Annotated in this window: 25 protein-coding genes, 1 tRNA gene and 1 riboswitch; of the genes, 13 read left to right on the top strand and 13 right to left on the bottom strand. The window is 73.1% G+C overall.

What is annotated here, in order from left to right; genetic code table 11:
- The first annotated feature begins 51 nt into the window (after nucleotides 1–51).
- Nucleotides 52–1,332, top strand: a complete 1,281-nt coding sequence (locus V3C34_RS05065) for an AI-2E family transporter (RefSeq protein WP_068425695.1) — start codon at nucleotides 52–54, stop codon at nucleotides 1,330–1,332.
- A gap of 78 nt (nucleotides 1,333–1,410) precedes the next feature.
- Here the strand turns inward: V3C34_RS05065 and V3C34_RS05060 are convergent, their stop codons facing one another.
- The 3 genes from V3C34_RS05060 to V3C34_RS05050 are packed head-to-tail and all read right to left on the bottom strand — an operon-like array spanning nucleotide 1,411 to nucleotide 4,354.
- On the bottom strand, nucleotides 1,411–2,265 hold the full coding sequence (locus tag V3C34_RS05060; protein ID WP_346008245.1) for a hypothetical protein: 855 nt from the start codon (nucleotides 2,263–2,265) through the stop codon (nucleotides 1,411–1,413).
- Between the two features lie 41 nt (nucleotides 2,266–2,306).
- A complete protein-coding gene (locus V3C34_RS05055; protein WP_346008244.1) occupies nucleotides 2,307–2,960 on the bottom strand; it encodes a GNAT family protein in 654 nt (217 codons plus the stop codon).
- Nucleotides 2,957–4,354 carry a UTP--glucose-1-phosphate uridylyltransferase gene (locus tag V3C34_RS05050; protein ID WP_068326410.1) on the bottom strand — a complete coding sequence of 466 codons (1,398 nt, stop codon included), beginning with the start codon at nucleotides 4,352–4,354 and terminating at the stop codon, nucleotides 2,957–2,959. The genes V3C34_RS05055 and V3C34_RS05050 overlap by 4 nt, the downstream gene beginning before the upstream one ends.
- Nucleotides 4,355–4,377: 23 nt before the next feature.
- Between V3C34_RS05050 and V3C34_RS05045 the strand changes: the two genes are divergently transcribed.
- The 5 genes from V3C34_RS05045 (at nucleotide 4,378) to mscL (ending at nucleotide 7,724) form a co-directional block, all read left to right on the top strand.
- Complete coding sequence (locus tag V3C34_RS05045) at nucleotides 4,378–4,962, top strand: 5-formyltetrahydrofolate cyclo-ligase (RefSeq protein WP_346008243.1); 585 nt, start codon at nucleotides 4,378–4,380, stop codon at nucleotides 4,960–4,962.
- Nucleotides 4,959–6,482 carry a potassium/proton antiporter gene (locus V3C34_RS05040; RefSeq protein WP_346008242.1) on the top strand — a complete coding sequence of 508 codons (1,524 nt, stop codon included), beginning with the start codon at nucleotides 4,959–4,961 and terminating at the stop codon, nucleotides 6,480–6,482. Before V3C34_RS05045 ends, V3C34_RS05040 begins: the two co-directional genes overlap by 4 nt.
- 11 nt (nucleotides 6,483–6,493) lie before the next feature.
- Entirely contained in the window at nucleotides 6,494–6,766 is a 273-nt protein-coding gene (locus V3C34_RS05035) for an FmdB family zinc ribbon protein (protein ID WP_068326418.1), read from the top strand.
- A gap of 41 nt (nucleotides 6,767–6,807) precedes the next feature.
- Nucleotides 6,808–7,266, top strand: coding sequence for a hypothetical protein (locus V3C34_RS05030; protein ID WP_068425704.1), 459 nt, complete (start codon nucleotides 6,808–6,810; stop codon nucleotides 7,264–7,266).
- Between the two features lie 95 nt (nucleotides 7,267–7,361).
- Nucleotides 7,362–7,724, top strand: a complete 363-nt coding sequence (mscL, locus tag V3C34_RS05025) for a large conductance mechanosensitive channel protein MscL (protein ID WP_068326424.1) — start codon at nucleotides 7,362–7,364, stop codon at nucleotides 7,722–7,724.
- Nucleotides 7,725–7,872: 148 nt separating this feature from the next.
- Here the strand turns inward: mscL and V3C34_RS05020 are convergent, their stop codons facing one another.
- Together V3C34_RS05020 and V3C34_RS05015 are read right to left on the bottom strand one after the other, a co-directional pair.
- Nucleotides 7,873–8,097, bottom strand: a complete 225-nt coding sequence (locus V3C34_RS05020; RefSeq protein WP_346008241.1) for a hypothetical protein — start codon at nucleotides 8,095–8,097, stop codon at nucleotides 7,873–7,875.
- Nucleotides 8,094–11,723 carry a DUF4011 domain-containing protein gene (locus V3C34_RS05015; protein ID WP_346008240.1) on the bottom strand — a complete coding sequence of 1,210 codons (3,630 nt, stop codon included), beginning with the start codon at nucleotides 11,721–11,723 and terminating at the stop codon, nucleotides 8,094–8,096. The genes V3C34_RS05020 and V3C34_RS05015 overlap by 4 nt, the downstream gene beginning before the upstream one ends.
- Before the next feature lie 95 nt (nucleotides 11,724–11,818).
- Between V3C34_RS05015 and V3C34_RS05010 the strand changes: the two genes are divergently transcribed.
- Nucleotides 11,819–11,890: transfer RNA gene (locus tag V3C34_RS05010), tRNA-Arg, on the top strand.
- Nucleotides 11,891–12,005: 115 nt separating this feature from the next.
- Here the strand turns inward: V3C34_RS05010 and V3C34_RS05005 are convergent.
- The 5 genes from V3C34_RS05005 to V3C34_RS04985 all read right to left on the bottom strand — a co-directional run bounded on the left by V3C34_RS05005 (nucleotide 12,006) and on the right by V3C34_RS04985 (nucleotide 15,344).
- Complete coding sequence (locus tag V3C34_RS05005) at nucleotides 12,006–12,542, bottom strand: hypothetical protein (RefSeq protein ID WP_068326611.1); 537 nt, start codon at nucleotides 12,540–12,542, stop codon at nucleotides 12,006–12,008.
- A gap of 154 nt (nucleotides 12,543–12,696) precedes the next feature.
- A complete protein-coding gene (locus V3C34_RS05000; protein ID WP_068326614.1) occupies nucleotides 12,697–13,008 on the bottom strand; it encodes a phosphatase RsbU N-terminal domain-containing protein in 312 nt (103 codons plus the stop codon).
- Complete coding sequence (locus V3C34_RS04995; protein ID WP_082807640.1) at nucleotides 13,005–13,382, bottom strand: STAS domain-containing protein; 378 nt, start codon at nucleotides 13,380–13,382, stop codon at nucleotides 13,005–13,007. The genes V3C34_RS05000 and V3C34_RS04995 overlap by 4 nt, the downstream gene beginning before the upstream one ends.
- 1 nt (nucleotide 13,383) lies before the next feature.
- Nucleotides 13,384–14,274 (bottom strand): STAS domain-containing protein, encoded by an 891-nt coding sequence (locus V3C34_RS04990; protein ID WP_068326617.1) that lies wholly within the window; start codon nucleotides 14,272–14,274, stop codon nucleotides 13,384–13,386.
- Nucleotides 14,271–15,344, bottom strand: coding sequence for a sigma-70 family RNA polymerase sigma factor (locus tag V3C34_RS04985; protein ID WP_245634805.1), 1,074 nt, complete (start codon nucleotides 15,342–15,344; stop codon nucleotides 14,271–14,273). The genes V3C34_RS04990 and V3C34_RS04985 overlap by 4 nt, the downstream gene beginning before the upstream one ends.
- A 132-nt stretch (nucleotides 15,345–15,476) precedes the next feature.
- Between V3C34_RS04985 and V3C34_RS04980 the strand changes: the two genes are divergently transcribed.
- From V3C34_RS04980 to mnhG, 6 genes are read left to right on the top strand one after another with little or no spacing between them, the layout of a single operon-like run.
- Nucleotides 15,477–18,281, top strand: coding sequence for a Na+/H+ antiporter subunit A (locus V3C34_RS04980; protein WP_068326620.1), 2,805 nt, complete (start codon nucleotides 15,477–15,479; stop codon nucleotides 18,279–18,281).
- Nucleotides 18,278–18,721 (top strand): Na(+)/H(+) antiporter subunit C, encoded by a 444-nt coding sequence (locus V3C34_RS04975; RefSeq protein WP_068326623.1) that lies wholly within the window; start codon nucleotides 18,278–18,280, stop codon nucleotides 18,719–18,721. The genes V3C34_RS04980 and V3C34_RS04975 overlap by 4 nt, the downstream gene beginning before the upstream one ends.
- Complete coding sequence (locus V3C34_RS04970) at nucleotides 18,718–20,349, top strand: Na+/H+ antiporter subunit D (RefSeq protein ID WP_068326626.1); 1,632 nt, start codon at nucleotides 18,718–18,720, stop codon at nucleotides 20,347–20,349. The genes V3C34_RS04975 and V3C34_RS04970 overlap by 4 nt, the downstream gene beginning before the upstream one ends.
- Entirely contained in the window at nucleotides 20,346–20,924 is a 579-nt protein-coding gene (locus V3C34_RS04965) for a Na+/H+ antiporter subunit E (RefSeq protein WP_346008239.1), read from the top strand. The genes V3C34_RS04970 and V3C34_RS04965 overlap by 4 nt, the downstream gene beginning before the upstream one ends.
- Nucleotides 20,921–21,187, top strand: coding sequence for a monovalent cation/H+ antiporter complex subunit F (locus V3C34_RS04960; RefSeq protein WP_068326632.1), 267 nt, complete (start codon nucleotides 20,921–20,923; stop codon nucleotides 21,185–21,187). Before V3C34_RS04965 ends, V3C34_RS04960 begins: the two co-directional genes overlap by 4 nt.
- Nucleotides 21,184–21,543 carry a monovalent cation/H(+) antiporter subunit G gene (mnhG, locus tag V3C34_RS04955; RefSeq protein ID WP_338538798.1) on the top strand — a complete coding sequence of 120 codons (360 nt, stop codon included), beginning with the start codon at nucleotides 21,184–21,186 and terminating at the stop codon, nucleotides 21,541–21,543. Before V3C34_RS04960 ends, mnhG begins: the two co-directional genes overlap by 4 nt.
- An 83-nt stretch (nucleotides 21,544–21,626) precedes the next feature.
- Here mnhG and V3C34_RS04950 read toward each other — a convergent pair whose 3' ends face one another.
- From V3C34_RS04950 to V3C34_RS04940, 3 genes are all read right to left on the bottom strand, one after another.
- Nucleotides 21,627–22,532 (bottom strand): C40 family peptidase, encoded by a 906-nt coding sequence (locus V3C34_RS04950; protein ID WP_346008238.1) that lies wholly within the window; start codon nucleotides 22,530–22,532, stop codon nucleotides 21,627–21,629.
- A 2-nt stretch (nucleotides 22,533–22,534) separates the two neighbouring features.
- Nucleotides 22,535–22,711: riboswitch (cyclic di-AMP (ydaO/yuaA leader) on the bottom strand.
- A gap of 112 nt (nucleotides 22,712–22,823) precedes the next feature.
- Nucleotides 22,824–23,546, bottom strand: coding sequence for a metal-dependent transcriptional regulator (locus tag V3C34_RS04945; protein WP_371836287.1), 723 nt, complete (start codon nucleotides 23,544–23,546; stop codon nucleotides 22,824–22,826).
- The gene (locus V3C34_RS04940; RefSeq protein ID WP_169701970.1) at nucleotides 23,543–24,739 is read right to left on the bottom strand and encodes an MFS transporter; all 1,197 of its coding nucleotides are present in this window, start codon (nucleotides 24,737–24,739) and stop codon (nucleotides 23,543–23,545) included. The genes V3C34_RS04945 and V3C34_RS04940 overlap by 4 nt, the downstream gene beginning before the upstream one ends.
- Between the last annotated feature and the right edge of the window lie 28 nt (nucleotides 24,740–24,767).

The raw sequence follows: 24,767 nt of genomic DNA, 5'->3' as shown, positions 1-24,767 counted from the left end.
CGCCACAATCCGGACGGTTAGAGTCGAAGACCCTGGACCGTGAGGAGTCGCATGACCGACGATCGTCGCCTGCGAGGGGTGCGGCTGCCCCGGATTCCTCGCCGACTTCCCCAGCTGCCGGCGGCGCCACCGGACGATCGACGGATCATCATCCAGACCGTCCCGCCGCCGCCGACCGGGTCGGCCACCGTGCCGCCGACCTTCCGCGCGGCCTCCGAGTGGGTGTGGCGCTCGTTGGTCATCGGCACCGGGATCCTCGCCCTGCTGTGGGTCGCCTCCAAGCTCACCGACGTCGTCTTCCCGGTCATCGTCGCGCTGCTGCTCGCGGCGCTGCTCGAGCCGGCCTTCCAGCACCTGCGGTACGTGCTGCCACGCGGCGCGGCGGCCGGCGTCACCGTGCTCGGGACGCTCGCGGGCCTCATCGCGCTCTTCAGCTTCGTGGGCAACCAGTTCGCCGACCAGCTGCCCGACATGACCCGGCAGGTGACCCAGGGCATCGACGAGTCCCGCCGCTGGATCGTCGACACCTTCGGCCTCACCGAGGGCCAGATCACGACCTGGCTGAGCGACCAGTGGGGCAAGGTGTCCGCCGGCGACCAGTGGTCGAGCCGGGCCGCGCAGGCCGGCCTGACGATCGGGCAGATGCTCACGGGGTTCTTCCTCGCGATGTTCTCCCTCTTCTTCTTCCTCTACGACGGCGCCGGCATCTGGGCCTGGGTCGTGCGTCTCTTCCCCCGCGGCGCCCGCACCAAGGTCCTCTCCTCGGGTGCGATCGCCTGGAACCAGCTCAAGGCCTTCACCCGCGCGACCGTCCTCGTCGCCGGCACCGACGCCCTGGGCATCGGGCTCGGCGCGCTCGTCCTCGGCGTCCCCTTCGCCTCCGGCGTCGCCCTGCTCGTCTTCGTCGGCTCCTTCATCCCGATCGTCGGAGCACTGCTGTCCGGGTTCGTCGCCGTGGCGCTCGCCTTCGTCGCCAAGGGGCCGATCACCGCCCTCATCATGCTCGGCGTCGTCATCGCGGTGCAGCAGCTGGAGTCGCACGTGCTCCAGCCCCTGCTGCTCGGCCGCGCCGTGCGCGTCCACCCGCTCGGGGTGATCCTCGCGATCGCCACCGGGATCATCGTCGGCGGGATCATCGGGGCGCTCGTCGCCGTCCCGCTCGCCGCGGTGCTCAACGCCGTGGGCCACAACCTGCTCGAGCCGGTGCCGGACGACGTCGACCACCCGGACGACCTGACGACCCCCGCGCAGGAGGCCGAGATCGACGAGGACATCGCGGAAGCGGACGAGCGGTCACGGCTCGAGCCGGGGGACTCCCCCTTCGACGTCTGAGCGGGCGAAGGGCGAGCGACCGGGCAGGCGGTCGCCCTCACCTCGACCCGGCCGTGAGGACGGAGCACGAAGGGGAGGTCAGCGCCAGCCGGCGATCGCCGGCAGCTCCTCGTCCTCGACCTCGATGACCTGCGGGACCTCGTCGGCGACGGGGGCAGCGGGCATCGGGGCGGGCGCGGGACGCTCGGCCCGGGCCTTCATCGTGTACATGGGCCGGGGCACCGGCGTCGGCTCCCAGGTGCCGGGCGCCGGCGGGGCCGACTGCACGGGCTCGTCGACCTCGACGGTGACCGGCGCGGTGCGCGAGGTGGCGGCGACGTCGTAGACGCGCTCGGCACGACGGTGGACCGGGGTGGGCTCCTGGTCGGTGGCGACCGGCGCCTGCGCCTGGACCGCGGGACGCGCGACGCGCGCGGGACGGGGGGCAGCGGTGCGAAGGGGGGCGACGGCGCGGCGCTGCTCGCTGCGGGCGTGCGCCCGGGAGGCGCGCTCGGCCTGGACGGCCTGACGCAGCCAGCCGAAGGAGGCGACCGTGCCCACGAGCCAGGCGACGCCGACCCACCAGGGCAGCGGGCCGAGGGCGGCGACGAGCGCGACGACGGGCAGGAGGACGACCATCGCGAGCAGGACCAGGCCCCGCACCCGGCGCGGGGCACCGACGACCGGCTCGACGACCCGGGCGCGCTGCGGCGCCTCGGCGTGCTTGACGGTCACCTGGGGGCGCGCGGCGCGCGTGGGCGCCACGGCGTAGGAGCGGGGCACCGGGTCGGCCGTGCGCCGCAAGCGGTGGTCGTCCAGGACGCGCATCGCCGCGGAGAAGCGGTCGACGGATCGGACGGTGGCGAGGTGGTCGCGGCGCTTGATCCAGTACTGGAGCAGGTAGACAGCCCAGATCGCCACGACAAGGACGAAGATCAGGCTGCTCGGCTGCACGGACCCAACGCTAGGCAGTCGGAGCGCAACCGTGGCGCAGGCTACTCGGTGTGTCGCGCACGTGACGGGTGTTGTGGGTGTGACAAACGCGCGAGCAGCCCTCCGGGGCCGACCTCTTCGCGCACGACCGCGAAGGAGCGGCAGTCGCGCCACGCCCCGTCGAGGTGGAGGAAGGCCCGCTTGGTCCCCTCCTCGCGCAGGCCGAGCTTGGCGACGACCGCCAGGCTCGCTGCGTTCTCCGGGCGGATCTCGAGCTGGACCCGGTGCAGCGCACGGCCGTTCGGGTCCATGAGGTGGTCGACGAGGAGCGCGGTCGCGGTCGGCGCGTACCCGCGCCCGGCAGCCTCCTGCGCCACCCAGTAGCCAATGCTCGCCGAGCGCAGCGCACCCTCGACGATGCTGCTCGCGGAGACCATCCCGACGATCCGCTCGTCCACGACGATGACGAGGCTCAGGCCGGCGCCGGAGCGCGCCTCGCGCTGCAGCGCCCGCACGTAGCCGCGCCAGTCGGCGGCCATGTCCCGGCGCGGGGGACCGCCCGGCGGGACCGTCGGCTCCCACGGCGTGAGCCAGGCCGCGTTGCGGGCGCGCAGGCCGAGGAACTCGTCGCGGTCCCCCCTTCGCACGGGACGAAGGGTGATCGACTCACCCGACGGGGTGGTCCCGACGAGGACGACCTCGCGCGAGCGCCTCACTCCGACAACCGGACCCGGCCCTCCAGCCGGGTGCCGTCGGCGACCTGAGCCGGCTCCGTGGCCTCGACGACGACGTCCCCGACGGCGCTCACGTCCGCGCCGAAGGTCACGTCACCCTCGACGGCGAAGGAGGTGCACTGCCGCAGCGACGGGACACCCGACGGGAAGCGCGCATCGAAGTCGGTGACGAACTTGTAGGCGTCGTCGAGACTGACCCGCGGCTCCTTGTGGTCGATGCGCGAGACGATGCGCGAGGTCTCGTCGAGCTCGAAGACGTCGCTGCGCAGCAGCAGCAGCTCGTTGGTCGTCTTGACCGGGCGGAAGCGCGAGCGCGGCACGCGCAGCGCCACGCTGCCCTCGAAGGCCTCGACCGCCGTACCCATCGCCGACTCGATCTGGATGATCCGCGGCGAGTCGGGCCGGGTCGGGTCGACGGTCTTGCGGTTGATGATGATCGGCAGGCCGAGGACGCCGTCGCGCGCGGTGAGCAGCGCGTCGAGCTCGTCGAGCCCCACCCACAGGTTGTTGGTGTTGAACCACTGGTGGCGGCCGGTGTCCTGGAAGAGGTCCTGCTCCTCCTCGACGACCATCGCCGACTCGCGCAGGATGAGCCGGCCGTCGCTCCTGCGGACCGCGACGTGACCGCCCTTGCGGTCGTTGACGGTTCGCTCGGCGACCTCGGCCGCGAAGGGGATGCCCTCGGCGATCAGCCAGGCCGCGATGTCGGGGTCGCAGGTCGCGCCGAGGTTGTCGGCGTTGGAGATGAAGGCGTAGCGGATGCCGGCGTCGCGCATCTGCTGCAGGAGGCCGGAGGCGGCGAGGGCCACGTACACGTCGCCGTGCCCCGGCGGGCACCACTCGAGCTCGGGGTCGTCGGGCCACTGCACCGGCTCGAGGGTCGCGGCGTCGAGCTTGGGCTCCATGTTCTGCAGGAAGTCCAGCGGCAGGGCCTGGCGGGCCAGCTGCGGGTACCGCTCGAGGATCTCGAGGGAGGCCTCGCGGGTGCGGAAGGAGTTCATCAGCACGAGCGGCGGCCGGCTGCCGTAGCGCTCCTCCAGCCCGACGAGCTGGCGGGCGATGACGTCGAGGAAGGTCAGCCCGTCGCGAGCGACGAGCGCCGACTTCGGCCCGGACATGCCCATGCTCGTGCCGAGCCCGCCGTTGAGCTTGATGACGGCCACCTGCGCGAGTGCCTGTCGACGCTCGTCGTCGGAGACCTCGATGGCGGCGAGCTCCGGCAGCTCGACGAGCGGCTCGATGGTCTCCTCGGGGATCGTGCCCTGCGCACCATCGGCGAGCTGGCGCCAGTAGTCCTCGAAGACCGCGATCGCGCGACGGTCGACCCCACGCTCGGTCATCTTCAGCACGGCGGACTCGGGCCCCTTCGCTGTCATGCCCGTCACCCTACGATGCCGTCATGGGACGGGGCAGCAGCGCGAAGGGAGATGCTCGTCGGCTCCTGCGCGCCCAGCGTCGAGAGCTGGCCGCCGCGCGGGACCTCGCCGCGGACGGTGCGGCCCTCGCCGCCGTCCTCGAGTCCGCGCTCGGCGGCGAGCGGCTCGCCGGTCTGCCGACGGGCGCGACCGTCCTGTCCTACGAGTCGCTCCCCCACGAGCCGCCGACCGCCGCGCTCAACGCCCGGCTGCAGCAGCTCGGCCTCCGCGTCCTCGTGCCGATCACGCTGCCGGACATGCGTCTCGAGTGGTGCGACCTCGCCGACGCGGGCCGCACCCCGCTCGGCACCGACGCCCCGACGGGCGCTGATCTCGCGCTCGTCCCGGCCCTGGCCGTCGACACGACCGGCACGCGCCTCGGGCAGGGCGGTGGCTGCTACGACCGGGTGCTGCCGGCGCTCCCTTCGTCCACGCCGGTGCTCGTGCTGCTCCACCCGGGGGAGCACACGGACGCCCCTCTCCCCCGCGACCCGCACGACGTGCCGGTCCGGTGGGTCCTCACGGCGGGCGGGCTCTCCCCCGCGTCCGAGGGGTCGGGGCCCCCGTGACCGCGGCCGACGCGGCCACCGGGTTCGGCCTGGCCGAGCTCTCGCTCGTGCTGCTCGCCGGCTCGCTCGTCATCGTCGTCTCGGTCGCCGCCGTGCGCCTCGCCTCCAGGGCGGGGTTGCCGACCCTCCTGCTCTACCTGGCCATCGGGCTCGCCGTCGGCAAGGAGGGGCTGGGCATCCCCTTCGACTCCGACCAGGCCGCGCAGGTGCTCGGGTACTGCGCGCTCGTGCTGATCCTCGTCGAGGGTGGCCTCACGACGAAGTGGTCCTCGATCCGCAGCTCCGTCGCCCCGGCGCTCGCCCTCTCCACCGTCGGCGTGCTCGTGTCCGTCGCGGTCGTCGCCGTCGCGCTCCACGAGATCCTGCACACGGACTGGCAGATCAGCCTGCTCATCGGCGCGATCCTCGCCTCGACCGACGCCGCGGCCGTCTTCTCCGTGCTGCGCGTCGTGCCCCTGCCGCGGCGGCTGTCCGGGATGCTCGAGGCGGAGTCCGGGTTCAACGACGCGCCGGTCGTGCTCCTCGTGACGGCGCTGTCCCTGCAGATCGCCCAGCCGGCCGAGGCCGAGCCGTGGTGGCGCATCGGGCTGCTCGCCGTCGCCGAGCTGGCGAGCGGCGCGCTCGTCGGCCTGGCAGTCGGGTGGCTCGGCGGCAAGCTCATGAGCCGGCTGGCGACGGGGACGTCGGGGCTCTTCTCGCTCGGCGTCGTCGCCATCGGCGTCCTCGCCTACGCGAGCGCCGCGTCGGTGCACGCCTCGGGGTTCATCGCCTGCTACCTCGCCGCGCTCGTGCTGGGCAACATGCACCTGCCGCACCGCCAAGCCGTGACCGGGTTCGCCCAGGCGCTCGGCTGGCTGGCGCAGATCGGGCTCTTCGTCATGCTCGGCATGCTCGCGACGCCGTCCGGCTTCATCGACGAGGTGCCGCGCGCGGTCCTCGTGGGGCTCGTCCTGCTCCTCCTCGCCCGACCGCTGTCGGTGATCGTCTCGCTCACCCCCTTCCGGGTGCCGTGGCGGGAGCAGGCCTTCATCTCCTGGGCGGGCCTGCGCGGGGCGGTGCCCGTCGTCCTCGCCACCGTCCCGATCACCAACTCGGTGCCGGGCGTCGAGTGGGTCTTCGACCTCGTCTTCATGCTCGTGGTGATCTTCACCCTCGTGCAGGGCCCGCTCATGCCGTGGGTGGCCCGCGTGCTCCGGGTCACCGAGCCGGCCCGTGCCTCCGGTGTCATCGTCGAGGCGATGCCGCTCGAGGAGCTCGGCGCGGAGCTGCTCGAGGTCGCGGTCCCGCCCGGCTCGCGGCTCGCCGGCGTCGAGGTCTACGAGCTGCGCCTGCCGCAGGGGGCGAACATCTCGCTCGTCGTCCGCGGCGACACCACCTTCGTCCCCGACGCGCAGACGCGGTTGTGGACCCACGACCGGCTCCTCGTCGTCACCCCGGGCAGCGAGCGGGAGGCGGTCGAGGCCCGGCTGCGTTCCGTCTCCCGGCACGGGCGTCTGGCGGGGTGGCGAAGCGACGTATGATATGCGTCGATATGCCTACCTATGCCTACGCCTGCGCCGACTGCGGCCACGCCTTCGACATCGTCCAGTCCTTCAGCGACGACGCGCTGACGTCGTGCCCCCAGTGCGGGGGCACCCTGCGCAAGCAGTTCAACGCCGTCGGCGTCGTCTTCAAGGGAGGCGGGTTCTACCGCAACGACTCCCGCTCCTCGGGCAACGGCTCGAGCTCGTCGAGCAGCTCGAGCTCGTCCGACGGCTCGTCCACAGCCCCCGCGGCGGCTGCCGCGTCGTCCACCGCGGACTGAGGCCCCCGCCGGCAGGCCCTCCCCGTCCCTAGCGTCGGGGCATGGCCTCATCCTCGCTCGCCCAGCACCTGCCCTCGCTCTTCGGCCCGGGACGCCGGGCCGCCTGGCGGCTCTCGCTCGTGCGCCGCGGGCTCGCCGCGGCTGCCCTGCTGCTGGCGCTGCAGCTCACGCTCGGTGCGGCTGCGCCCCCTTCGTCCCCGACGCCGGAGGCCGACGCCCCCTCGGGCCCGACGCTCTCGCTGCCGCTCGCCCTGCCCGCTGACCACCTGTCCGCGGGGGACGAGGTGGGGGTCTACCTGCCGGGCCGGGAGTCCCCGGTCGTCGCCAGCACCCGGTTCGGCGGCACGTCCGAGGCGCCCTCGGGCGGGTACGTGGCGCGGATCACCCTGCGCGACCAAGACGTCGGTCCGCTGCTGCGCCAGATGGCCCCGGATGGCGCGGGAGGTGGCGGATTCGTGCTCGTCGGGAGGGCACGTCCCGACACGGGCGAGGCCGGATGAACCCGCAGGATCGAGGTCCAGGGTCCAGACTTGGGCGTGAGTGGCGGGACCCACCCCGTCGCGACCCCTGTAAACCCATCCGAAAGGAGGCCCTCATGTCGGGCTTCAAGGACTTCCTCATGCGCGGCAACCTCGTGGAGATCGCCGTCGGTCTGATCATGGCGACCTCGTTCGGCGCGGTCGTCGCGACGTTCACCGAGCTGCTGCTCGCGGCCATCGCCAAGGTCATCGGCGCCAACCCGGACTTCTCCGCCTACAAGCCGGGCGGCCTCCCGGTCGGTGTCTTCATCACCGCCGTCATCGCCTTCCTCATCCTCGCCTTCGTCGTGTACTTCTTCGTCGTGAAGCCCTACACGCACATGCGTCAGCGCTTCGTCGCTGCCGAGGAGGAGACCACCGACGAGTCCGTCGAGCTGCTCCGCGAGATCCGCGACTCCCTGCGCGCCGGCCGCGCCTGAGTCACGCCACGCCACACCCGAAGGGGGTCGGTCACCGTCACGGTGACCGACCCCCTTCGGCGTGCTCCCCCGCGCCGAGACTCGGGGGATGGCCCCTATCCGGGGTGGATTGCGGCCATCCCCCGAGTCTCGGTGGCGACGTCCGGCGTCACTCCCAGTGGGGCGGGCGCTGCTCGCGCAGCCAGCGGTCGTGCTCGGACTCGTCGGGGCGCTCGCCCCAGCCCCGGTCGGTGTCGTCACGGGTCTGCTCGGGGCGGCGGCGCGAGCGCGGGTCGTCCTCCTCGGCCTGCTCGTGCCCGAGCTGTTGTGCCTCCTCGGCGCGGGCCTCGTCGTCCCGGGGCTCGTCCTCGTGCTCCTGCGGGTCTTCGCTCATGACTCCTCCATCGCCAGGGCTTCTCGGACGGCGCGCTGGACCCGGGCCTCCTGGCGGGCGGGGTCGGCGAAGATGTCGGTGGCCCACAGTCGCAGGTGGTGCCACCCGAGGTCGGTGAGGCGCTCGACGAGGATCCGGTCGCGCTGCCGGGTCGACGCCAGCCCGGCGTACCCCGGGCCGTCGACATCGACCGCGACGAGCATGCGCGAGCGGTCCCTGGGGTCGGCGATCGCGATGTCGACGCAGTGCTCTCCCACGCCGACGTGCGTGCGCACGACCAGGTCGGCGGCCCGCAGCCGCTCGACGAACCCGGCCAGCAGCGGCGTGAGCTCGCCGTCGTCGCCCTCCTCGGCGGGCGCGGTGTCGGCGAGACCGGCGAGGAGGGTGCGCAGCGCGGCGTGGCCGGGCAGGCCGGCGCGCTCGCCGTCGAGGTCGGAGGCGTCGAGCGCGGTCACCCAGATGGCGGTGCGGCGGGCACGGGTCGCGGCGAGGAGCACGAGCTCGGCGCCGACGTCACCGCTCAGCGCGCCGAGGCGCTGGACGGCCCGGCCCTGCGGGGTGCGGCCGAACCCGAGGCTGACGACCACGGCATCGCGCTGCTCGCGCTGCCAGCGGTCGACGGGCTTGATGACCAGAGGCTCGGGCAGCGCGGCGATGGCCGCGGCGAGCTCGGGGTCGGACTGGAGGAGGTCGGCGACGGCATCGCGGATGCGCTCGGCATGCAGCTGCCCGAAGGTCACGACGCCGAGCGAGCGGCGCGGGTGGCGGGTCAGGTGGTGGCGGACGCGCTCGATGACGGCGGCCACCTCGTCGGCGCTCGTCTCGACCAGGCCGGTGCGCTCGTCGAGCACCCCGAGGCCCTCGACGCGGACGTGGTGGATGCCCTCGCGGGTGAGCGGCTCGGGCGGGTGCACGACCTCGCCGGCGGTCGCGTCGGCACCCAGCAGCCGCGCGACGCGCGGGCGCGGGTAGGCGCTGTCGCGGAGAGCGACGGTCGGCAGGACCGTGCCGGCGAGGACGGCGAGCGAGGTCCGCGGGCGGGCGGGCGCCGCGACCCCGGCGTCGGCGGTCCACGTGTCCGGGGGCAGCTGGCCGTGGTCGCCGATGACGAGCAGCTGCCCACCGCGGGAGATGCCCGCGATCGTGCGGGCGAGCGTCGTGCGGGAGGCGTCGTCGACGACGACGAGGTCGAACCGCTCCTCCCGGGGCAGCACCTGACCGACGACGAAGGGGGACATCGCCCACGCCGGCGCCGCCGCCCGCAGCAGCCCGCCCCACTGCGCGAACGCCTGGGTCCACGACGGCGGCGCGGCGAGACCCTGCTCGCACGCGGCGACCTCACGGGCGGCCCGCCGGTGCCGGCGGCCCTCGAGGTGGAACCGCTCACGCTGACGGGTGGCCACACGGGCGGCGTTGGCTCCCAGGCTCGCCCGGTCGGCCTCGACGAAGGTGCGCAGCGCCTCGTCGAGGCCCGCACCGGTGACGGAGGCGAAGCGCTCGTCCCGGCCCGCCTCGGCGAGCACCGAGGTCCACCAGACGAAGAGCACCTCGTCCGCGACGGCGCGCGGCTCGACGGTGCGGGTGGCGAGGTCGTCGACGAGGGGCCCGAGGCCGCGCCTGCGCAGGTCGTCGAGGTCGTCGATGACCTCGGGCACCACCCGGGCGCCGGCGACGTCGTTGGCCAGCTCGTCGAGTCGAGCGGTGAGGTCGTCCCACGGGACGTCGAGCAGGTCGTCGCCACCGACGACGGATCGGACGTGCGTGAGGTCGGCGTACACGCGCTCGTAGGCGGTGTGCGCCCGGTCCATCTCGGCCGGGATGCGCGGGCGACCGCCGCCCCCGGTGAGCCGCGACCAGCTGCGGCGCTGCTCGGCCGCGAGACGAAGGGCGGCGTGGAGGTCCTCCGGCGGACGGCCCGGGCGGAGCAGCCGGCGGGCCTGGGCGCGCAGCCGGCGCCGCTCGATGACGCCGAGCGGCTCGCCCTCCGGGTCGGTGCCCTTGGGCCCGGTCGCCGCGAGCAGGTGCTCGAGCGGTGTGTCGAAGACCTCGGGCCGGAAGACCTCGAGGGTGTCGCGGATCTCCTCGATGCCCGCGAGGAAGCGGCCGTGGTCGGCGGGGCACGCGGCCCGCGGCTCGGCGATGTCGCGGAAGACGTCGCGCACGGTGGCGCGCAGGGAGGCCAGGCTGCCGCCCTTCCCGCGCAGCCGCTCGAGGGCGGCGAGCACCTCGTCGACGTCGTCCTGGGAGTGCAGCTCGGCGCCGGCCCACGGCTCGTGGTCGCGTCCGGGCCGCCAGGCACGGCGGTGGGCGACGCCGGTCAGCTGCCCGACGAGGGCGTCCCTCCCTTCGGTGTCGAGGGAGGCGAGGACCCGACGGTCGAGACGGACCCGGGAGCGCGGCGCGGGGCGACGGGCGCCCAGGCCGACGATCGCGTCCTGCGCGTCGGCGATCGAGACGCCCCACGGCTCGCGTGGCTGGTGCATCGCCCTCGTGTGCCCGTCGAGGACGCGGGCGGCCTCGGCGGCCCGTTGGCCCGGTAGGTCGAAGGAGCGCGGGGACTCCGGCGGGCGGCTCGGCCAGCGGCCGGTGATCCGGGCGGTGTCGACCTCGGCCGCGGGGTCGGTGACGTGCGCGACGAGGTCCTCGAGGCCGGCCAGACCGAGCTCGGCGAGGGCGCTCTCGATGGCCGCACGCTTCTCGGTGAGGAGCAGGACGCTGCGGCCCTCGCCGGCCGCCTGGGCGATCGTCGCGGCGACGAGCCGCGCGACGCCCGTCCCGGGCGGGGCGTCGACGTAGAGGTCGTGACCGGCAGCGACGCGGTCGAGGACGCCCTGCTGGTCGGCGGTGACGTCGAGGACGGCCGACTCGGCGACGCTCGGGACCTCCCCTTCGTCCTCGGGAAGGGGGTCGCCGGCGAGGAGCGCGGCGGCCGGACCCTGCGTGAAGCGGCCCGCCGCGTCGAGCGCGGCGAGGTCCGCGAGCGCCTCGGCCTTGCCGTAGGGGAAGGACGCGACGACGATCCGCGGGCTGATGTTGAGCTCGGGCAGGTCCGCGCACTGCTCGCGCAGCGCGTCGAGGACCGGGGTCGGGTTGAACCCGTGGCCGTCGCCGCGGCCGAGGCCGGCGAGCGCCTCGCCGTCGATGTCGCGGCGGAGCGCGCCCCGCAGGTAGGTGAGGAGCGCGGGGTTGACCTCGACCCGCGCGGCGAGGTCGAGCGCGAAGTCCGGACCCGGACGCAGCCGACGAAGGGAGGCCCGCCGCAGGATCACGGGGGCGAGCGGACGCTCGTCCTCCCCCGGCACCTGCCAGGACGCCGCCCCCATCGCGAGGAAGCACGTCTCGACACCGTGCTCCTCGGCGACCCGCTCGACGTGCTCGGCGAGGTGTGCCGCGTGCCGCTGGGCGCGCAGCAGCGCACCCGGCTCGCGGACGAGGTCGGACAGCCGCGCCGGGCGCCCGGACAGGAGCATCGCGACGCCGCCGGGGTGGGCGGTCGTCAGGTCGACGACGTTGGGGTCGCGGGCCGGCCAGAGGAGGGTGTTGGGACCGCCGAGCTCCATGAGCTCCCGGCGCAGCGCCGTCAGGGAGGCCGGCACCGGGGCAGGGGTCGTCGGCGGCTCGGTCACCTACCCACGCTAACAATCCGTGGACCCCTCGGGCGGCACCAGCGTGGCCGCACCGGCTCGAACGCGTACCCTGTCCTCTGGCGCTGCGGTGCCAAGCCCTCGTAGCTCAGGGGAAGAGCACTTCTCTCCTAAAGAAGGTGTCGCTGGTTCGAATCCAGCCGGGGGCACCGCTAGACCCCGTGCCTGTCAGGTGTGCGGGGGCCCGGCCCAGCTGCAGGCACAGGTGCGGCCGGCACCGAACGGGGGGTTCCGGTACCGGCCGCGGCACTGTGGTGACGTCGGTCAGAGACCCAGACCGGTGAGCAGACGGTTGAGCAGCGCCCCGATGCCCTGCAGGGGGCCGCCACCGTCGAGCAGACCGGCCACCGCGCAGAGCAGGTTGCCCACGAGGTTGCCTGCTCCGGGGACGGCCGTGATGTCCAGCTGGACCTGGTTGAGGTCGATGACGAGACCGAGGACGTCGAGATTCAACGGCCCAAGGTCGAGGTCGAGGATCGTGCAACCACCGCTCACGGCGAGATCGGTGACGGTCGTCGTGAAGGGAGTGCCGGCGGCGGGCAGACCCGTGCCGGTGATGGTGCCGGTGAGCGTGATCACGCCGTCCACGGTGCGTGCCGTGAGGTTGCTGATCTGACCGGTGAAGGCGCTGCCGTCCGGCAGGGTGCCCGTCACCGCCTGCGTCGTGGCGGCCGGCTGGGCAGCGGCCACCGTCGGGGCTGCGGCAGCCTGGGGCGCGGCGGTCGCCGCGGGAGCCAGGCCGAGTGCGCCGGCTAGCGCGACGGCGGTAGCGGTGCCGATGAGGGTGCGTCGAGTGGTCATCGTTGACTCCTTGCGAAGGGGTGCCCGTGTGCGGACCGTGCAGGAGTGAAGAGTCGTCAGGGCGCCGTCGATGACGCGGCGGTCTCCCCCTTCGCCACGGGCGGCCGCCCGACAACCCGGGGGACGGCGTGGGCCCCGGGAGCCGGATCTCGCGTCATGCGACGGGGGTGGAGGCGTCCGGTCGGTCCGAGTGGTCCTGCTGAGTCATCGCGAACGGCGCGAGGACCTGCATGAGGAAGGCCGCGCCAGCCGTCGAGATCCGCGGCAGGTCGGGCGACGGGACGGTCGTGAGCACCTCGGCGAGGACAACGTGGTGGATCTCGGCGAGCTCGAGCACGCTCGTCCCCTCGCCGAGAGCGCGCCGGCCGATGTCGTACGCCTGGGCGAGCGCGGCCTCGTCCTCGTGCGGCAGGTAGCGGAAGAAGGCCACGCGGTAGTCCCGCACCAGCGGCTCGCGGTCGCTCATCGCAGCCGGTCCGACCCCTCGGCGAGCCTCGCCAGGCCGTCCTCGAGGTCCAACGCGGTGGTCAGCTGGCCGACACCCATGCCGAGCTGGGCCATGGCGTAGGCGACGTCGGGCTGCACCCCCACGACGACGACCCGCGCCCCACGCAGGCGCGCCATCTCGGTGATGTCGCGCAGGGTCCGGGTGGCGAAGCTGTCGAGGACGTCGAGCGCGGCCACGTCGATGATGACCCCGCTGGCCCGGTGCACGCCGATCTGCCGGACGAGGTCACCGCGGAAGCGGACCATCTCCGTGTCGTCGAGGGCCGTGTGGATCGACGCGACGAGGGTGCTGCCCTGTCGCAGGATCGACACGAGTGCGGGACCGGTGCTCACGTCAGGTCGACGGCTCCTTCCGGATCACGGAGTAGCCGAGCAGCCTCTCGGCCTCCTCGAGACCTCCCTGGAGGTCTCCGATGGTGTTCATCTTGCTCAGGTCGACGCCGATGGTCACGAGGGTCTGCGCGATCGTCGGTGACAACCCGGTGATGATGACGCTCGCGCCCATCAGACGTGACGCGTCGACGGTCTGCACGAGGTGGTTGGCGACGGTCTGGTCGACCTCGGGTGCGCCGGTGACGTCCATGACCACGACCTTCGCCCGGTGGGTGCGGATGCCGGCGAGGAGCTGACCGGTGAGCTGGCGGGCACGGTCGCTGTCGAGGACGCCGATGATCGGCAGGACGAGCAGCCGCTCGCGCACCGGCAGCACGGGTGTCGACAGCTCGCGGATCGAGTCCTGCTGCTGACGGATCACCCGCTCCCGCTCGTCGACGAAGCTCACGGCGACGGTGTTGGCGATCCGGTTGGCCGCGGGCTCGTACGCGTCGAGCACCTGGTTGAGCAGCCGGAAGTCGCCGTCGTACTTCTCGAAGAGCGAGCGGGCGAGGACGTCGCGCAGCAGGAGCACGATGCCGACGACCTCGTGGGTCTCCACGCCCCGGGGGATGATCCGCTCGGAGAGGTCACGGGCGTAGTGCTGCAGCGCCTCGACGCTGCCGGTCTCGAGGACCTCGACGTAGTTGTCGTAGACGGCGGTCGTCTCGGCCACCATCTCCTGCGGGGTCATCGCCTCGAGGAGGTGCGCGTCGCGGATGCGCGACGCCCACTCCTCGCTCAGCCGGGCGCGGTGCTCGCGCAGGTGCGCGACGAGCTGCGGCAGCAGTTGGTCGGCCCTCGTGAGGTCCGGTTCGTACCCGTCCTGCATCTCCTCGGGTGCCATCGTCATCCCTTCTCGATCCACTTGGTCATCGTCACGGTGGTGCCCCTGCCGATCTCGGTCTCGACGACGAGCTCGTCCATGAGGCGGCGGGCCCCTGGCAGCCCGAGCCCGAGCCCCTCGTCGGTGCTGTAGCCGTCCTGCATCGCCCGCTCGACGTCCGGGATCCCCGGACCGGTGTCACGGGCCACCACGCGGATGCCGGGACGAGGACTGGTGAGCAGCTGCACCCGGACCTCTCCGCTGCCCGCGAAGCGCACGACATTGCGGGTGATCTCGGAGACCGCGGTGGCGAGGAGGGTGAGGTCCACGCCGGTGAAGCCGGCCCGGGCCGCCAGCTCGCGGGCGGCCTGACGGGCCGTGACGATGTCAGGGTCGCCCGAGATCGGCACATGGGCCTCGTCGGGGCGCTCCGGCCCGCGCTGGCGCAGGGGCGCACCCAGCCGTTCGCACAGCTCGCACTCGAGGAGGTGGCGTGCGGCGTCGAGCTCCTCCTGGCGGCGGCGGTCGGAGCTGGAGAGGGCGACGAGGACCGGCCGGCATCGGTCGGTGGGCGGCTCGACGTCGTCGAGGGCGAGGAGGTACTCCACCCGCAGGCGCGCGCGGGTGCGCTTGAGCTGGGCGGCGACCGCACCGGCGGTCGAGCCCGTGCCCCGGGCGAGCGAGCGGGTGTCCTCGCCGGAGACCTCGTGCGCGAGGAGCAGCTGGCGCTCGCGCTCGGTGAGCCGTCCGAGCGCCGTCGACATCGCGTCCGACTGCTCCTGGGCGACGAGGAGCTCGTCGGCGGCGTCGGGCACGCTGGGGTCGAAGAGCCGGTGCGCGTTGCGGTCGGCCCGCGCCCCCTGCCGCCACATCGAGGCGACGACGTTGCGCGCGGTGGTGATCGCGTAGGGCTCGAGCATCCCGGGCTCGATCCGATGACGCGCCGCGAGCACCCGGACGATCGTCTCCTGGACGAGGTCCTCCGCGGAGGGGTGGTTGCCCACCCGGGCCCCGACGACACGGCGCAGCACAGGGACGAGGGCCTCGACATCTTCGTCGGTTGGCTCCTCGGGACCGTCCACACGGACCGAACTCACGAGCATGACGGTACGCCCGACGGGGATGAATTGGAGGCGGCGCGCGCGGTGGCCACCCTCGCCCCGCCGACGGCCGGCGGGCGAGCGGCCGGTAAACTGGCCCCTCGTCCCCGGACCCGTCGAGAGGACCTCGTGACCCTGCTGCTGCTTGCCCACTTCGTGGCGGCCGCAGCTGCGCCCGGGCTCACCAAGTTACTCGACCGACGCTCCTTCCTCGTGCTGGCGCTCGTCCCGGCGGCGACCTTCTGCTGGTTGCTCGCGCAGACCGCGAGGATCACCGACGGGCACCCGGTCGTCGAGCACGTCTCCTGGGTCCCGACCCTCGGCATGGACTTCGACCTGCGGCTGGGCACCCTGCAGTGGCTGCTCGGTCTGCTGGTGAGCGGCGTCGGCGCCCTGGCGCTGGTCTACTGCGCCTGGTACTTCCGGCGGGGCGACCCCAGCCTGTGGCGCTTCACCGGGGTGTTCACCGCCTTCGCCGGCGCGATGCTCGGGCTCGTCCTCGCCGACAACCTGCTCGCGCTCTACGTCTTCTGGGAGCTGACGACGGTCTTCTCCTACACGCTCATCGGGCACAACCCGGTGCGCTCGGCCAACCGCCGCGCCGCGATGCAGGCCCTGCTCGTCACGACCTTCGGCGGGCTCGCGATGCTCGTCGGCACCGTGATCATCGGCCAGACCTCGAGCTACACGATCAGCGAGGTCCTCGTCTCGCCGCCCCCGGCGGGGACGCTCACGACCACCGCCGCACTCCTCATGCTCCTCGGCGCGCTCACCAAGTCCGCGCAGATCCCCTTCCACTTCTGGCTGCCCGGCGCCATGGCCGCCCCGACGCCCGTGAGCGCGTACCTGCACGCCGCGTCGATGGTCAAGGCGGGCATCTACCTCATCCTGCTGCTCGAGCCGATCTTCGCCGACGCCCCCGGCTGGCGGCCGGTCCTGGTCGTCCTCGGCCTGTGGACGATGGTCCTCGGCGGCTGGCGTGCCCTGCGCCAGGACGACATCAAGCTCCTGCTCGCCTACGGCACCGTGAGCCAGCTCGGGTTCATGACCGTGCTCTCGGGCATCGGCACCAAGTCCGCCGGCCTCGCCGCCCTGGCCCTCGTGCTGTCCCACGCGCTCTTCAAGTCGGTCCTCTTCTTCACCGTCGGCATCATCGACAAGGGCACGGGCACCCGTGACCTCACCCAGCTGAACGGCCTCGCGCGCAGCGCCCCGGTCCTCGCGGTCGCGGCCACGCTCTCGGCGGCCTCGATGGCCGGCCTGCCACCCCTCGTCGGCTTCGTCGCCAAGGAGTCGGCGCTCACCGCGGCCATCGAGTCCGCACACGGCCCCCTGTCGACGACGGCGGGGTGGCTGACCGTCGTGGGCCTCGTCGCCGGCTCGACGCTCACGGTGGCCTACTCCGCGCGCTTCGTCTGGGGTGCCTTCGTGACGAAGGGGGCATCCCGCGCCGCGCCGAGCCCCACCCCCTTCGCCGCGCCCAGGGCCCTGCTCATCGCCCCGGCCCTGCTCTCCCTGACGACGCTCGCGTCGGGGTTTTTCGGCGACCCGCTCACCGAGCTCTTCCAGCCCTACGCGACGACCCTGCCGGGCGCGGAGCCGGAGCACCTGGCGCTCTGGCACGGGCTGACGCCGGCCCTCGGCCTGTCCCTGCTCGCGATCACGAGCGGCCTGGCCCTCTTCGCGGTCCGCGGGCCCTTCGCGGAGCTCCAGGGGCGGGTGCCGCAGGTCGTCGACGCCGAGCGGGTCTACCAGCGGTTCATGCGGGCGCTGGACCGCTTCGCCGTCGAGGTCACCGCGCTGTCGCAGGGCGGCTCCCTGCCGACCTACCTCGGCACGATCTTCCTCGTCGTCATCCTGCTGCCCGGCGTCGTCGCCACCTCGGCGCTCCCGGGGTCGCAGGTGCGGCTGTGGGACACCCCCAGCCAGGCGGCCGTCGGCCTCTTCGTCATCGTCTCGGCGATCCTGTCGATCCGAGGCCGCAACCGGCTGCAGTCGGTGATGTTCGTCGGCCTGACCGGCTACGGCCTCGCGCTCCTCTTCCACCTGCACGGCGCGCCCGACCTCGCCCTGACCCAGGTGCTCGTGGAGACCTTCTCGCTCGTGCTCTTCGTCCTCGTGCTGCGCAAGCTGCCCCAGGACTTCCGCCGCCGCCCACGCACGCACCGCCGCCACTGGAAGGTCGCACTCTCCGGCGCCATCGGCCTGGCGATCTCGGCGCTCGTCGTCGCCGCCGCCAACGCACGCATCCACGAGCCGATCTCGCGCGCCTTCCCCCGGGAGGCCTACGACTTCGGCCACGGCCGCAATGTCGTCAACGTGACGCTCGTCGACATCCGCGCCTGGGACACCCTGGGTGAGATCAGCGTCCTCGTCGCCGCCGCGACCGGCATCGCCTCCCTCGTCTTCGTGCGGACCCAGGACGTCGATCGCTCCTGGACCCGCCGCCGCAACCAGGGGCAAATCACGCCGCTGGCCCGCGAGCGCCGCTCGGTCATCCTCGAGACCGCGACCCGCCTCGTCTTCCACGTCATGCTCGCGCTGTCGGTCTACCTGCTCTTCTCCGGCCACAACCAGGTCGGTGGCGGCTTCAGCGGCGGCCTCGTGTTCGGTCTGGCCCTGCTGGTGCGCTACCTCGCCGGCGGCCGGGAGGAGCTGGACCGGGCCGCGCCGGTGAGCGCCGGCCTCGTCCTCGGGGCGGGCCTCGTCGTCTCCGCGGTGTCGGCCCTGGCGCCGCTCGCCTTCGGCGGCACCGTCCTGCAGTCGGCGGTCCTCGAGGTCGACCTGCCGATCTGGGGCCACGTGAAGATCGTCAGCGCGCTCGGCTTCGACATCGGCGTCTACCTCATCGTCATCGGCCTCGCCCTCGACGTCGTGCGCTCCCTCGGCGCCGGCATCGACCGCCAGTCCGAGGAAGAGGAGGCCACCGCATGAACGCCATCGCCCCCAGCCTCACCCTCGTCGTCGTCGCGGGTTTCCTCATCGCCTGCGGTGTCTACCTGCTCCTCGAGCGCGCCCTCACCCGGCTCCTCCTCGGGATCGTCCTCGCGTCCAACGGCGTGGCCACGCTCTACCTCGTCGTCTCCGGACCGGCCAAGGGCGCCGCCTTCGTCGGCGACCGCCCTCCCGAGGACATGAGCGACCCCCTCCCCCAAGCCATGGTGCTCACCGCGATCGTCATCGCGCTCGCCTCGGTCGCCTTCGTCCTCTCGCTCGCCTACCGGCAGTGGCGCATCACCGGCAGCGACGACGTCCCCGACGACGCCGAGGACGACCTCATCAAGCAGCTCGCCGAGCGCGACGAGGTCTCGAGCACCTACGACCCCGACACCCAGTCCACGACCGAGGCCGACGAGGAGGACGCCACCGCATGACGCTCCACAACCTCCTCCCGCTGCCCGTCCTGCTCCCCCTGCTCGGCGCCGCGCTCACCCTCGTCGCGCGCCGCCGCCCGCGGGCCCAGGTCGCGATCAGCATCACCGTGCTCGCCGCCTGCCTGGCGATCGCCGTCGTCCTCATGTGGGGCACCCACCGCGAGGGCCCGATCGTCCTGTGGCTCGGCGCGTGGTCCGAGCCCCTCGGCATCGCGCTCGTCGCCGACCGCCTGTCGGCCCTCATGCTGCTCGTCAGCAGCTTCGTCATCCTCGTCGTGCTCGTCTTCGCCATCGGCCAGGGCGTCGCCGACGGCGACGGGGACTCTCCGCTCGCGATCTACTTCCCGACCTACCTCGTGCTCTCGGCGGGCGTGTCCAACGCTTTCCTCGCCGGTGACCTGTTCAACCTCTTCGTCAGCTTCGAGATGCTGCTCTTCGCCTCCTTCGTCCTCCTGACGCTCGGCGGGAGCGGCGCCCGGATCCGCGCGGGGACGACCTACGTCATCGTCTCGATGGTCTCCTCCTTCCTCTTCCTCGTCGCCATCGCGGCGACCTACGCCGCGGCCGGCACGGTCAACCTGGCGCAGCTCTCCCTTCGCCTGCCCGAGGTCGACTCGACGGTCGCGCTGGCGCTGCAGCTGATGCTGCTCACCGTCTTCGGCATCAAGGCCGCGGTCTTCCCGATGTCCGCGTGGCTGCCCGACAGCTACCCGTCCGCGCCGGTGCCGGTCTCCGCGGTCTTCGCCGGCCTGCTCACCAAGGTCGGCGTCTACGCGATCGTGCGCACCCAGTTCCTCCTCTTCCCGGACTCCCCGCTGCAGGGCCTGATCATGGGCGCCGGGCTCGCGACGATGGTCATCGGCATCCTCGGGGCGGTCGCCCAGCCGGGCATCAAGCGGATGCTCTCCTTCACGCTCGTGAGCCACATCGGCTACATGCTCTTCGGCATCGGGCTGGCCACGGAGGCGGGGCTGTCGGCCGCGATCTTCTACATCGCCCACCACATCACGGTGCAGACCGCGCTCTTCCTCATCTCCGGCCTCATCGAGCGGGTCGGCGGGTCCACGGTCATCGGCCGCCTCGGGGGGCTGGCGGCCAGCTCGCCGGTCCTCGCCTTCCTCTTCTTCGTCCCCGCGATGAACCTCGCCGGCATCCCGCCCTTCTCCGGGTTCGTCGGCAAGGTCGGCCTGCTGCAGGCCGGCGCGGACGAAGGGAGCGGGATGGCGTGGGCGCTCGTCGTCGGGTCGGTCGTCACCTCGATCCTCACGCTCTACGCGATCGCCAAGACGTGGGGGCACGCGTTCTGGCGGCCGCGGGCCGAGGAGGGGCAGGAGCAGACCTTCGAGTTCCCGACGCTCACCCCGTCCTTCGGGCGCCTGAGCGACGCGATCGGTGCGACCGTCGCCGAGCAATACCCCTCCACGCCGATCGCGCCGCCGCCGGCGGTCACCCGGGTCGAACGCCCGATGCCGCCGCTCATGCTCGGCGCGACCACGACCGTCGTCCTCTTCTCCCTCGGCCTCTCGCTCTTCGCCGGGCCGCTCTTCAGCTACACCGACGCGGCCGCGCGCCAGATGGTGACCCGGGACGGCTACGTCAAGGCCGTCCTGCCGCAGGAGGGGCCGTGAGCACCGAGATCCTCGAGCCGGACGGCCCGCCGCCGGACAGCGCCCGACGTCGCGGCGGGTTCCAGCCACGAGCGATCATCGCCATCGCCGTGGTGTGGGTGCTCCTGTGGGACCGCGTCTCGCTCGGCAACGTCGTCAACGGGCTGATCGTCGGGGCGGTCGTCACGCAGGTCTTCCCGTTGCCGTCCATCCAGTACTTCGGCCGGATCCACCCGTGGCACCTGCTCGTGCTCGGGACCCGCTTCTTGTCGGACCTCGTGGCCGCCGCGGTCCAGATCAGCGTGGCCACGCTGAGCCGCGTCCCGACGAAGGGTGGTTCCATCGTCGAGGTGCAGCTGCGCACGCCCTCGGAGTTCTACCTGACGATCGTCTCCGCGCTCGTCTCCCTCGTCCCCGGCTCGATCGTCGTCGAGGCACGCCGCACCGCGCACGTGCTCTACGTGCACGGCTTCGACATCACGACGCCCGAGGAGATGGAGGAGCTGCGCCGCGACGTACTCGCGCTCGAGCTGCGGGTGGTGCGCGCCATCGGCAGCCGCGCGGAGATCGCGCAGTGCACGGAGGTGACCTCATGAGCATCATCCTCGGACTGGCCCTGGGCATGCTCTTCGCGGCCGGCGCGCTCGTGCTCGTGCGCATCACGCTCGGCCCGACCAACCTCGACCGCGCGCTGAGCGTCGACGTCATGATCGTCATCGTCACCGGCATCCTCGCCACCCAGATCGTGCGCAGCGAGGACGCGGGCACCCTGCCCGTGCTCGTCGTCTTCAGCCTGACCGGGTTCGTCGGCTCGGTGTCGGTCGCCCGCTTCATGGCCCCGCGGAAGGACGACCAGTGAGCTGGGAGCACGCCCTCGACATCGCCGGCGCGATCAGCCTCGTGCTCGGCGCCGCCCTCGCGCTCGTCGGCGCCATCGGCCTCGTGCGCCTGCCGGACCTGTACGCCCGCATGCACGCGGCGACCAAGCCGCAGACCCTGGGGCTCCTGCTCGTCCTGCTCGGGCTGGCCCTGTCCGTGCGGACCTGGGCCTCGGTCGCGACCCTGCTCATCATCGTCGCCGCACAGGCCCTCACGGCCCCCGTCTCCGCGCACATGCTCGGACGGGCCGGCTACCGCGCCGGTGTGACCGAGGACGACCTCATGCACCACGACGAGCTCGGTGACGCGCTGCGGCGCCGGGAGCAGCAGGACTGAGCCCATGCCCCACCACGCCCGGGGACGACGAAGGGGGCCGAGCGAGACGAGCTCGCTCGGCCCCCTTCGTGCGGGTGGTCCGCTCAGACGCGGCCGTAGCCAGAGACACCGTCGAAGATCGGCCGGATCGAGACCGACTTGCCGGTGCGCGGCGCGTCGATCATCATGCCGTCGCCGACGTAGATGCCCATGTGCCATGCCGGCGAGCCGAAGAAGACGAGGTCGCCGGGCTGCGGGCTGGAGACCGGGGTGGTCGCGGCCTGCTGCTCGGTCGTCGTGCGGGGCAGGGACTTGCCGGCCTTGGCGAAGACGTACTGCGTGAAGCCGGAGCAGTCGAAGCCCGACGGGGTCGTACCGCCGTAGACATACGGGACGCCGATGTACTGCTTCGCGATCTCGATGACATTGCTCGAGGCCGCGGGGGCGGCGGGCGCGGCGGGAGCGGGAGCGGGAGCGGGAGCGGGCGCCTGACGCTCCTGCGAACGGCTGGGCGCGCTCTCGGTGCGCTCCTGCGTCTGCTGCTCCTGCTCCTGCTGCTCCTGCGCCTGCTGCTCCGCGGCCCGCTCCTGCGCGGCCTGCTCCTGCGCCTCACGACGCTCCTGCGCGGCCTGCTCGCGGGCTGCCTCTCGCTCGGCGCGCATGCGCAGCTGCCACGGCGTGGGGCCGGTCGGCTTGGCGACCGGCTCGACGGCGATCTTGCCGAAGGCGGAGGCCACCGGGGACTGCGAGGCCGGGGCACTCGGCGCGGTCACCGCGGGGGCGGCCTGCGCGGCCGGCGCCGAGGCGGTCTGCACGGGGGTCCGGTCCAGCTCGGCGGCCGGCGTGGCGGCCTGGGCGGGGATGGCGATCGCGGCGATGAGACCACCGGAGGCGGCCAGCACGGCCGAGCCCTTGGCGATCGGGGTGCCCGTCTGGTGGATGATCTGGCCGAGCTCGGTCACCGGGTTGTAGCGACCGGCAGCGCGGTGGCGTCCGACATTGTGCGACACGTGTGTTACCTCTGTCCCGCTTGCGAGGTCAGCTGTCGGGTTCGGGCCAGAGGTGTGGCCCGGTCCTGCGACACCGGATCGACCCTGCGATCCGCTGCGTCCCAGGACTTCACCCCGAGGAGCATCCGCGATGCCCCATGAGTGGGTCCCCCGCTCCTGCCATGCGGTGTGTTGCACAACCGTCGCTGCGGTGACAGGACTCAGCGTCCGCGTGACGGGCCCACCCAGGGGAGGTGGACCCGTGAACCGTACCTGCAGATCACGGGAATGTCACACCAAGGTCACGGTGTGTCACGAGGAGATGGACTCCACGAAGACGTGCTCGGCCACCTCGCGGGGCAGCGAGACCCCGTCGGCGGCGGCCGAGCCGGCCCGCGTGACGATGACCCGGTCCTCCTCCTCCGCCACCGTGACGACCTCGCCGGGGCGCAGCCGCGCCTCGGTGAGCAGGGCCAGGGCCTCGTGGTCGACCTGCGCGGTCTCGCCGATCCGGCGCACCCGGAAGGGGCCGGCGAGGCCCCCGTCGACGACGTCCGTGAGGCTCGAGAGCCCCGAGAGGTAGTCGACCGTGGCTTCCTCGCCGGAGAGCAGCTCCTCGAGGCCGGGGATCGGCGTGCCGTACGGCGACTCCCGGTGCTCGGGGAGCATCGCCAGGATCTTGCGCTCGACCCGCTCGCTCATGACGTGCTCCCAGCGGCAGGCCTCGTCGTGGACGTGCTCCCACTCGAGCCCGATGACGTCGGCGAGCAGGCGCTCGGCGAGCCGGTGCTTGCGCATGACCCGGGTGGCGAGCAACCGCCCCTCGTCGGAGAGGACCAGCCGACGGTCGTGGCCGAGGCTCACGAGGCCGTCGCGCTCCATGCGGGCGATCGTCTGGGAGACGGTCGGGCCGGAGTGGCCCAGACGCTCCGCGATCCGAGCCCGCATCGGAGGGATGTCCTCCTCCTCGAGCTCGAAGATCGTCCGCAGGTACATCTCCGTGGTGTCGATGAGGTCCTTCACGGGCACCATCATGCCCTGACCCGCTCGCGGTCGGCCCGGGCGATCCACACGCTCGTCCACGCCAGGCCGGCAAGACCGGTGGCCGCGAGCACCACCGCGGCGGCCGGCAGCGATACCAGGGCCGTCACCGCACCCAGCCCCAGCGACCCGCCGGCGTGGCCGAGCTCCCCGCACAACCGCCAGGCGCTGAGGAACTGGGCCCGGTCGCGCGTCGGCGCCGCGTCCGCCCCGAGCGTCATGACGATGCCCGACCCGAGACCGTTGCCGAGGGCCATGAGCAGCGCGACGGCGAGCAGTCCCCCCTTCGTCCCCGCGAGCGGCAGGACGAGGAAGGACGCCGAGACGACCGTGAGCAGCGCGGTCACGACCCACACCCGGCCGAGCCGGTCCATGACCCAGCCGCCCGGGTAGACGAAGAGCAGCTCCGCGGCACCCGCGACCGCGAAGACCTGCGAGGCGTCGACCCCGTCGAGACCGATGTGCACGGCCCACAGCGGCAGGATCACCAGGCGCGCGGAGCGAAGGGCGGAGATCACCGCGGCCCCGACACCCTGGGTGAGCAGGAGGTGGGCGTGGTGGCGCACGACCCGCAGCACCCCGGTGTGCGGCTCGGCGGCCCGGGCGCGCTCGTGGTCGGCGGTGAGGTCGGGCGCCGTGAGCACCGTGGCGACCGAGCCGACCGCGAGCACGACCGCCACGCCGTAGGCACCCTGCAGGCCGAGCGGGCCGATCGCGAGCGCGCCCAGCACCGGGCCGAGCAGCAGCCCGGCGCGCATCGCGCCACCGAGCAGCGACATGCCACGGGCGAGGAGCGACGGCGGCAGGACGTCGATCATGAAGCCCTGCCGGGCGAGGAAGAAGGCGGACGAGGCCAGTCCCGAGGTGAGCAGCGCGAGCGCCATGAGCCACAGCGACGGCGCCCAGCCCGCGACGGCGAGCGCGACGACGTCGAGCAGGCCGGCGCGAACGAGGGTGCGGCGCTCACCGATGCGGGCCACGAGCGACCCGGCAGGCAGGACCCCGAGGAGCTGGCCGACCCCGGTGAGGGCCACGACGAAGGCGGCCGTCCCGAGACTCGCGCCGAGCTCGTCGGCGCGCAGGGCAGCGATCGGCACGACCGCGCCGGTGGCCGACGCGGACAGGAGCGTGGGGCCGTAGGCGGGGATCGCGATCCGCCGCCAGCCGAAGGTCTCCGTGCCCGCCAACCCGCTCATCCTCTCCGTCGCCCCCGGG

Source organism: Janibacter terrae (assembly GCF_039636765.1).
Classification (GTDB): domain Bacteria; phylum Actinomycetota; class Actinomycetes; order Actinomycetales; family Dermatophilaceae; genus Janibacter; species Janibacter terrae.
This window is presented reverse-complemented; position numbering and strand designations above follow the sequence as displayed.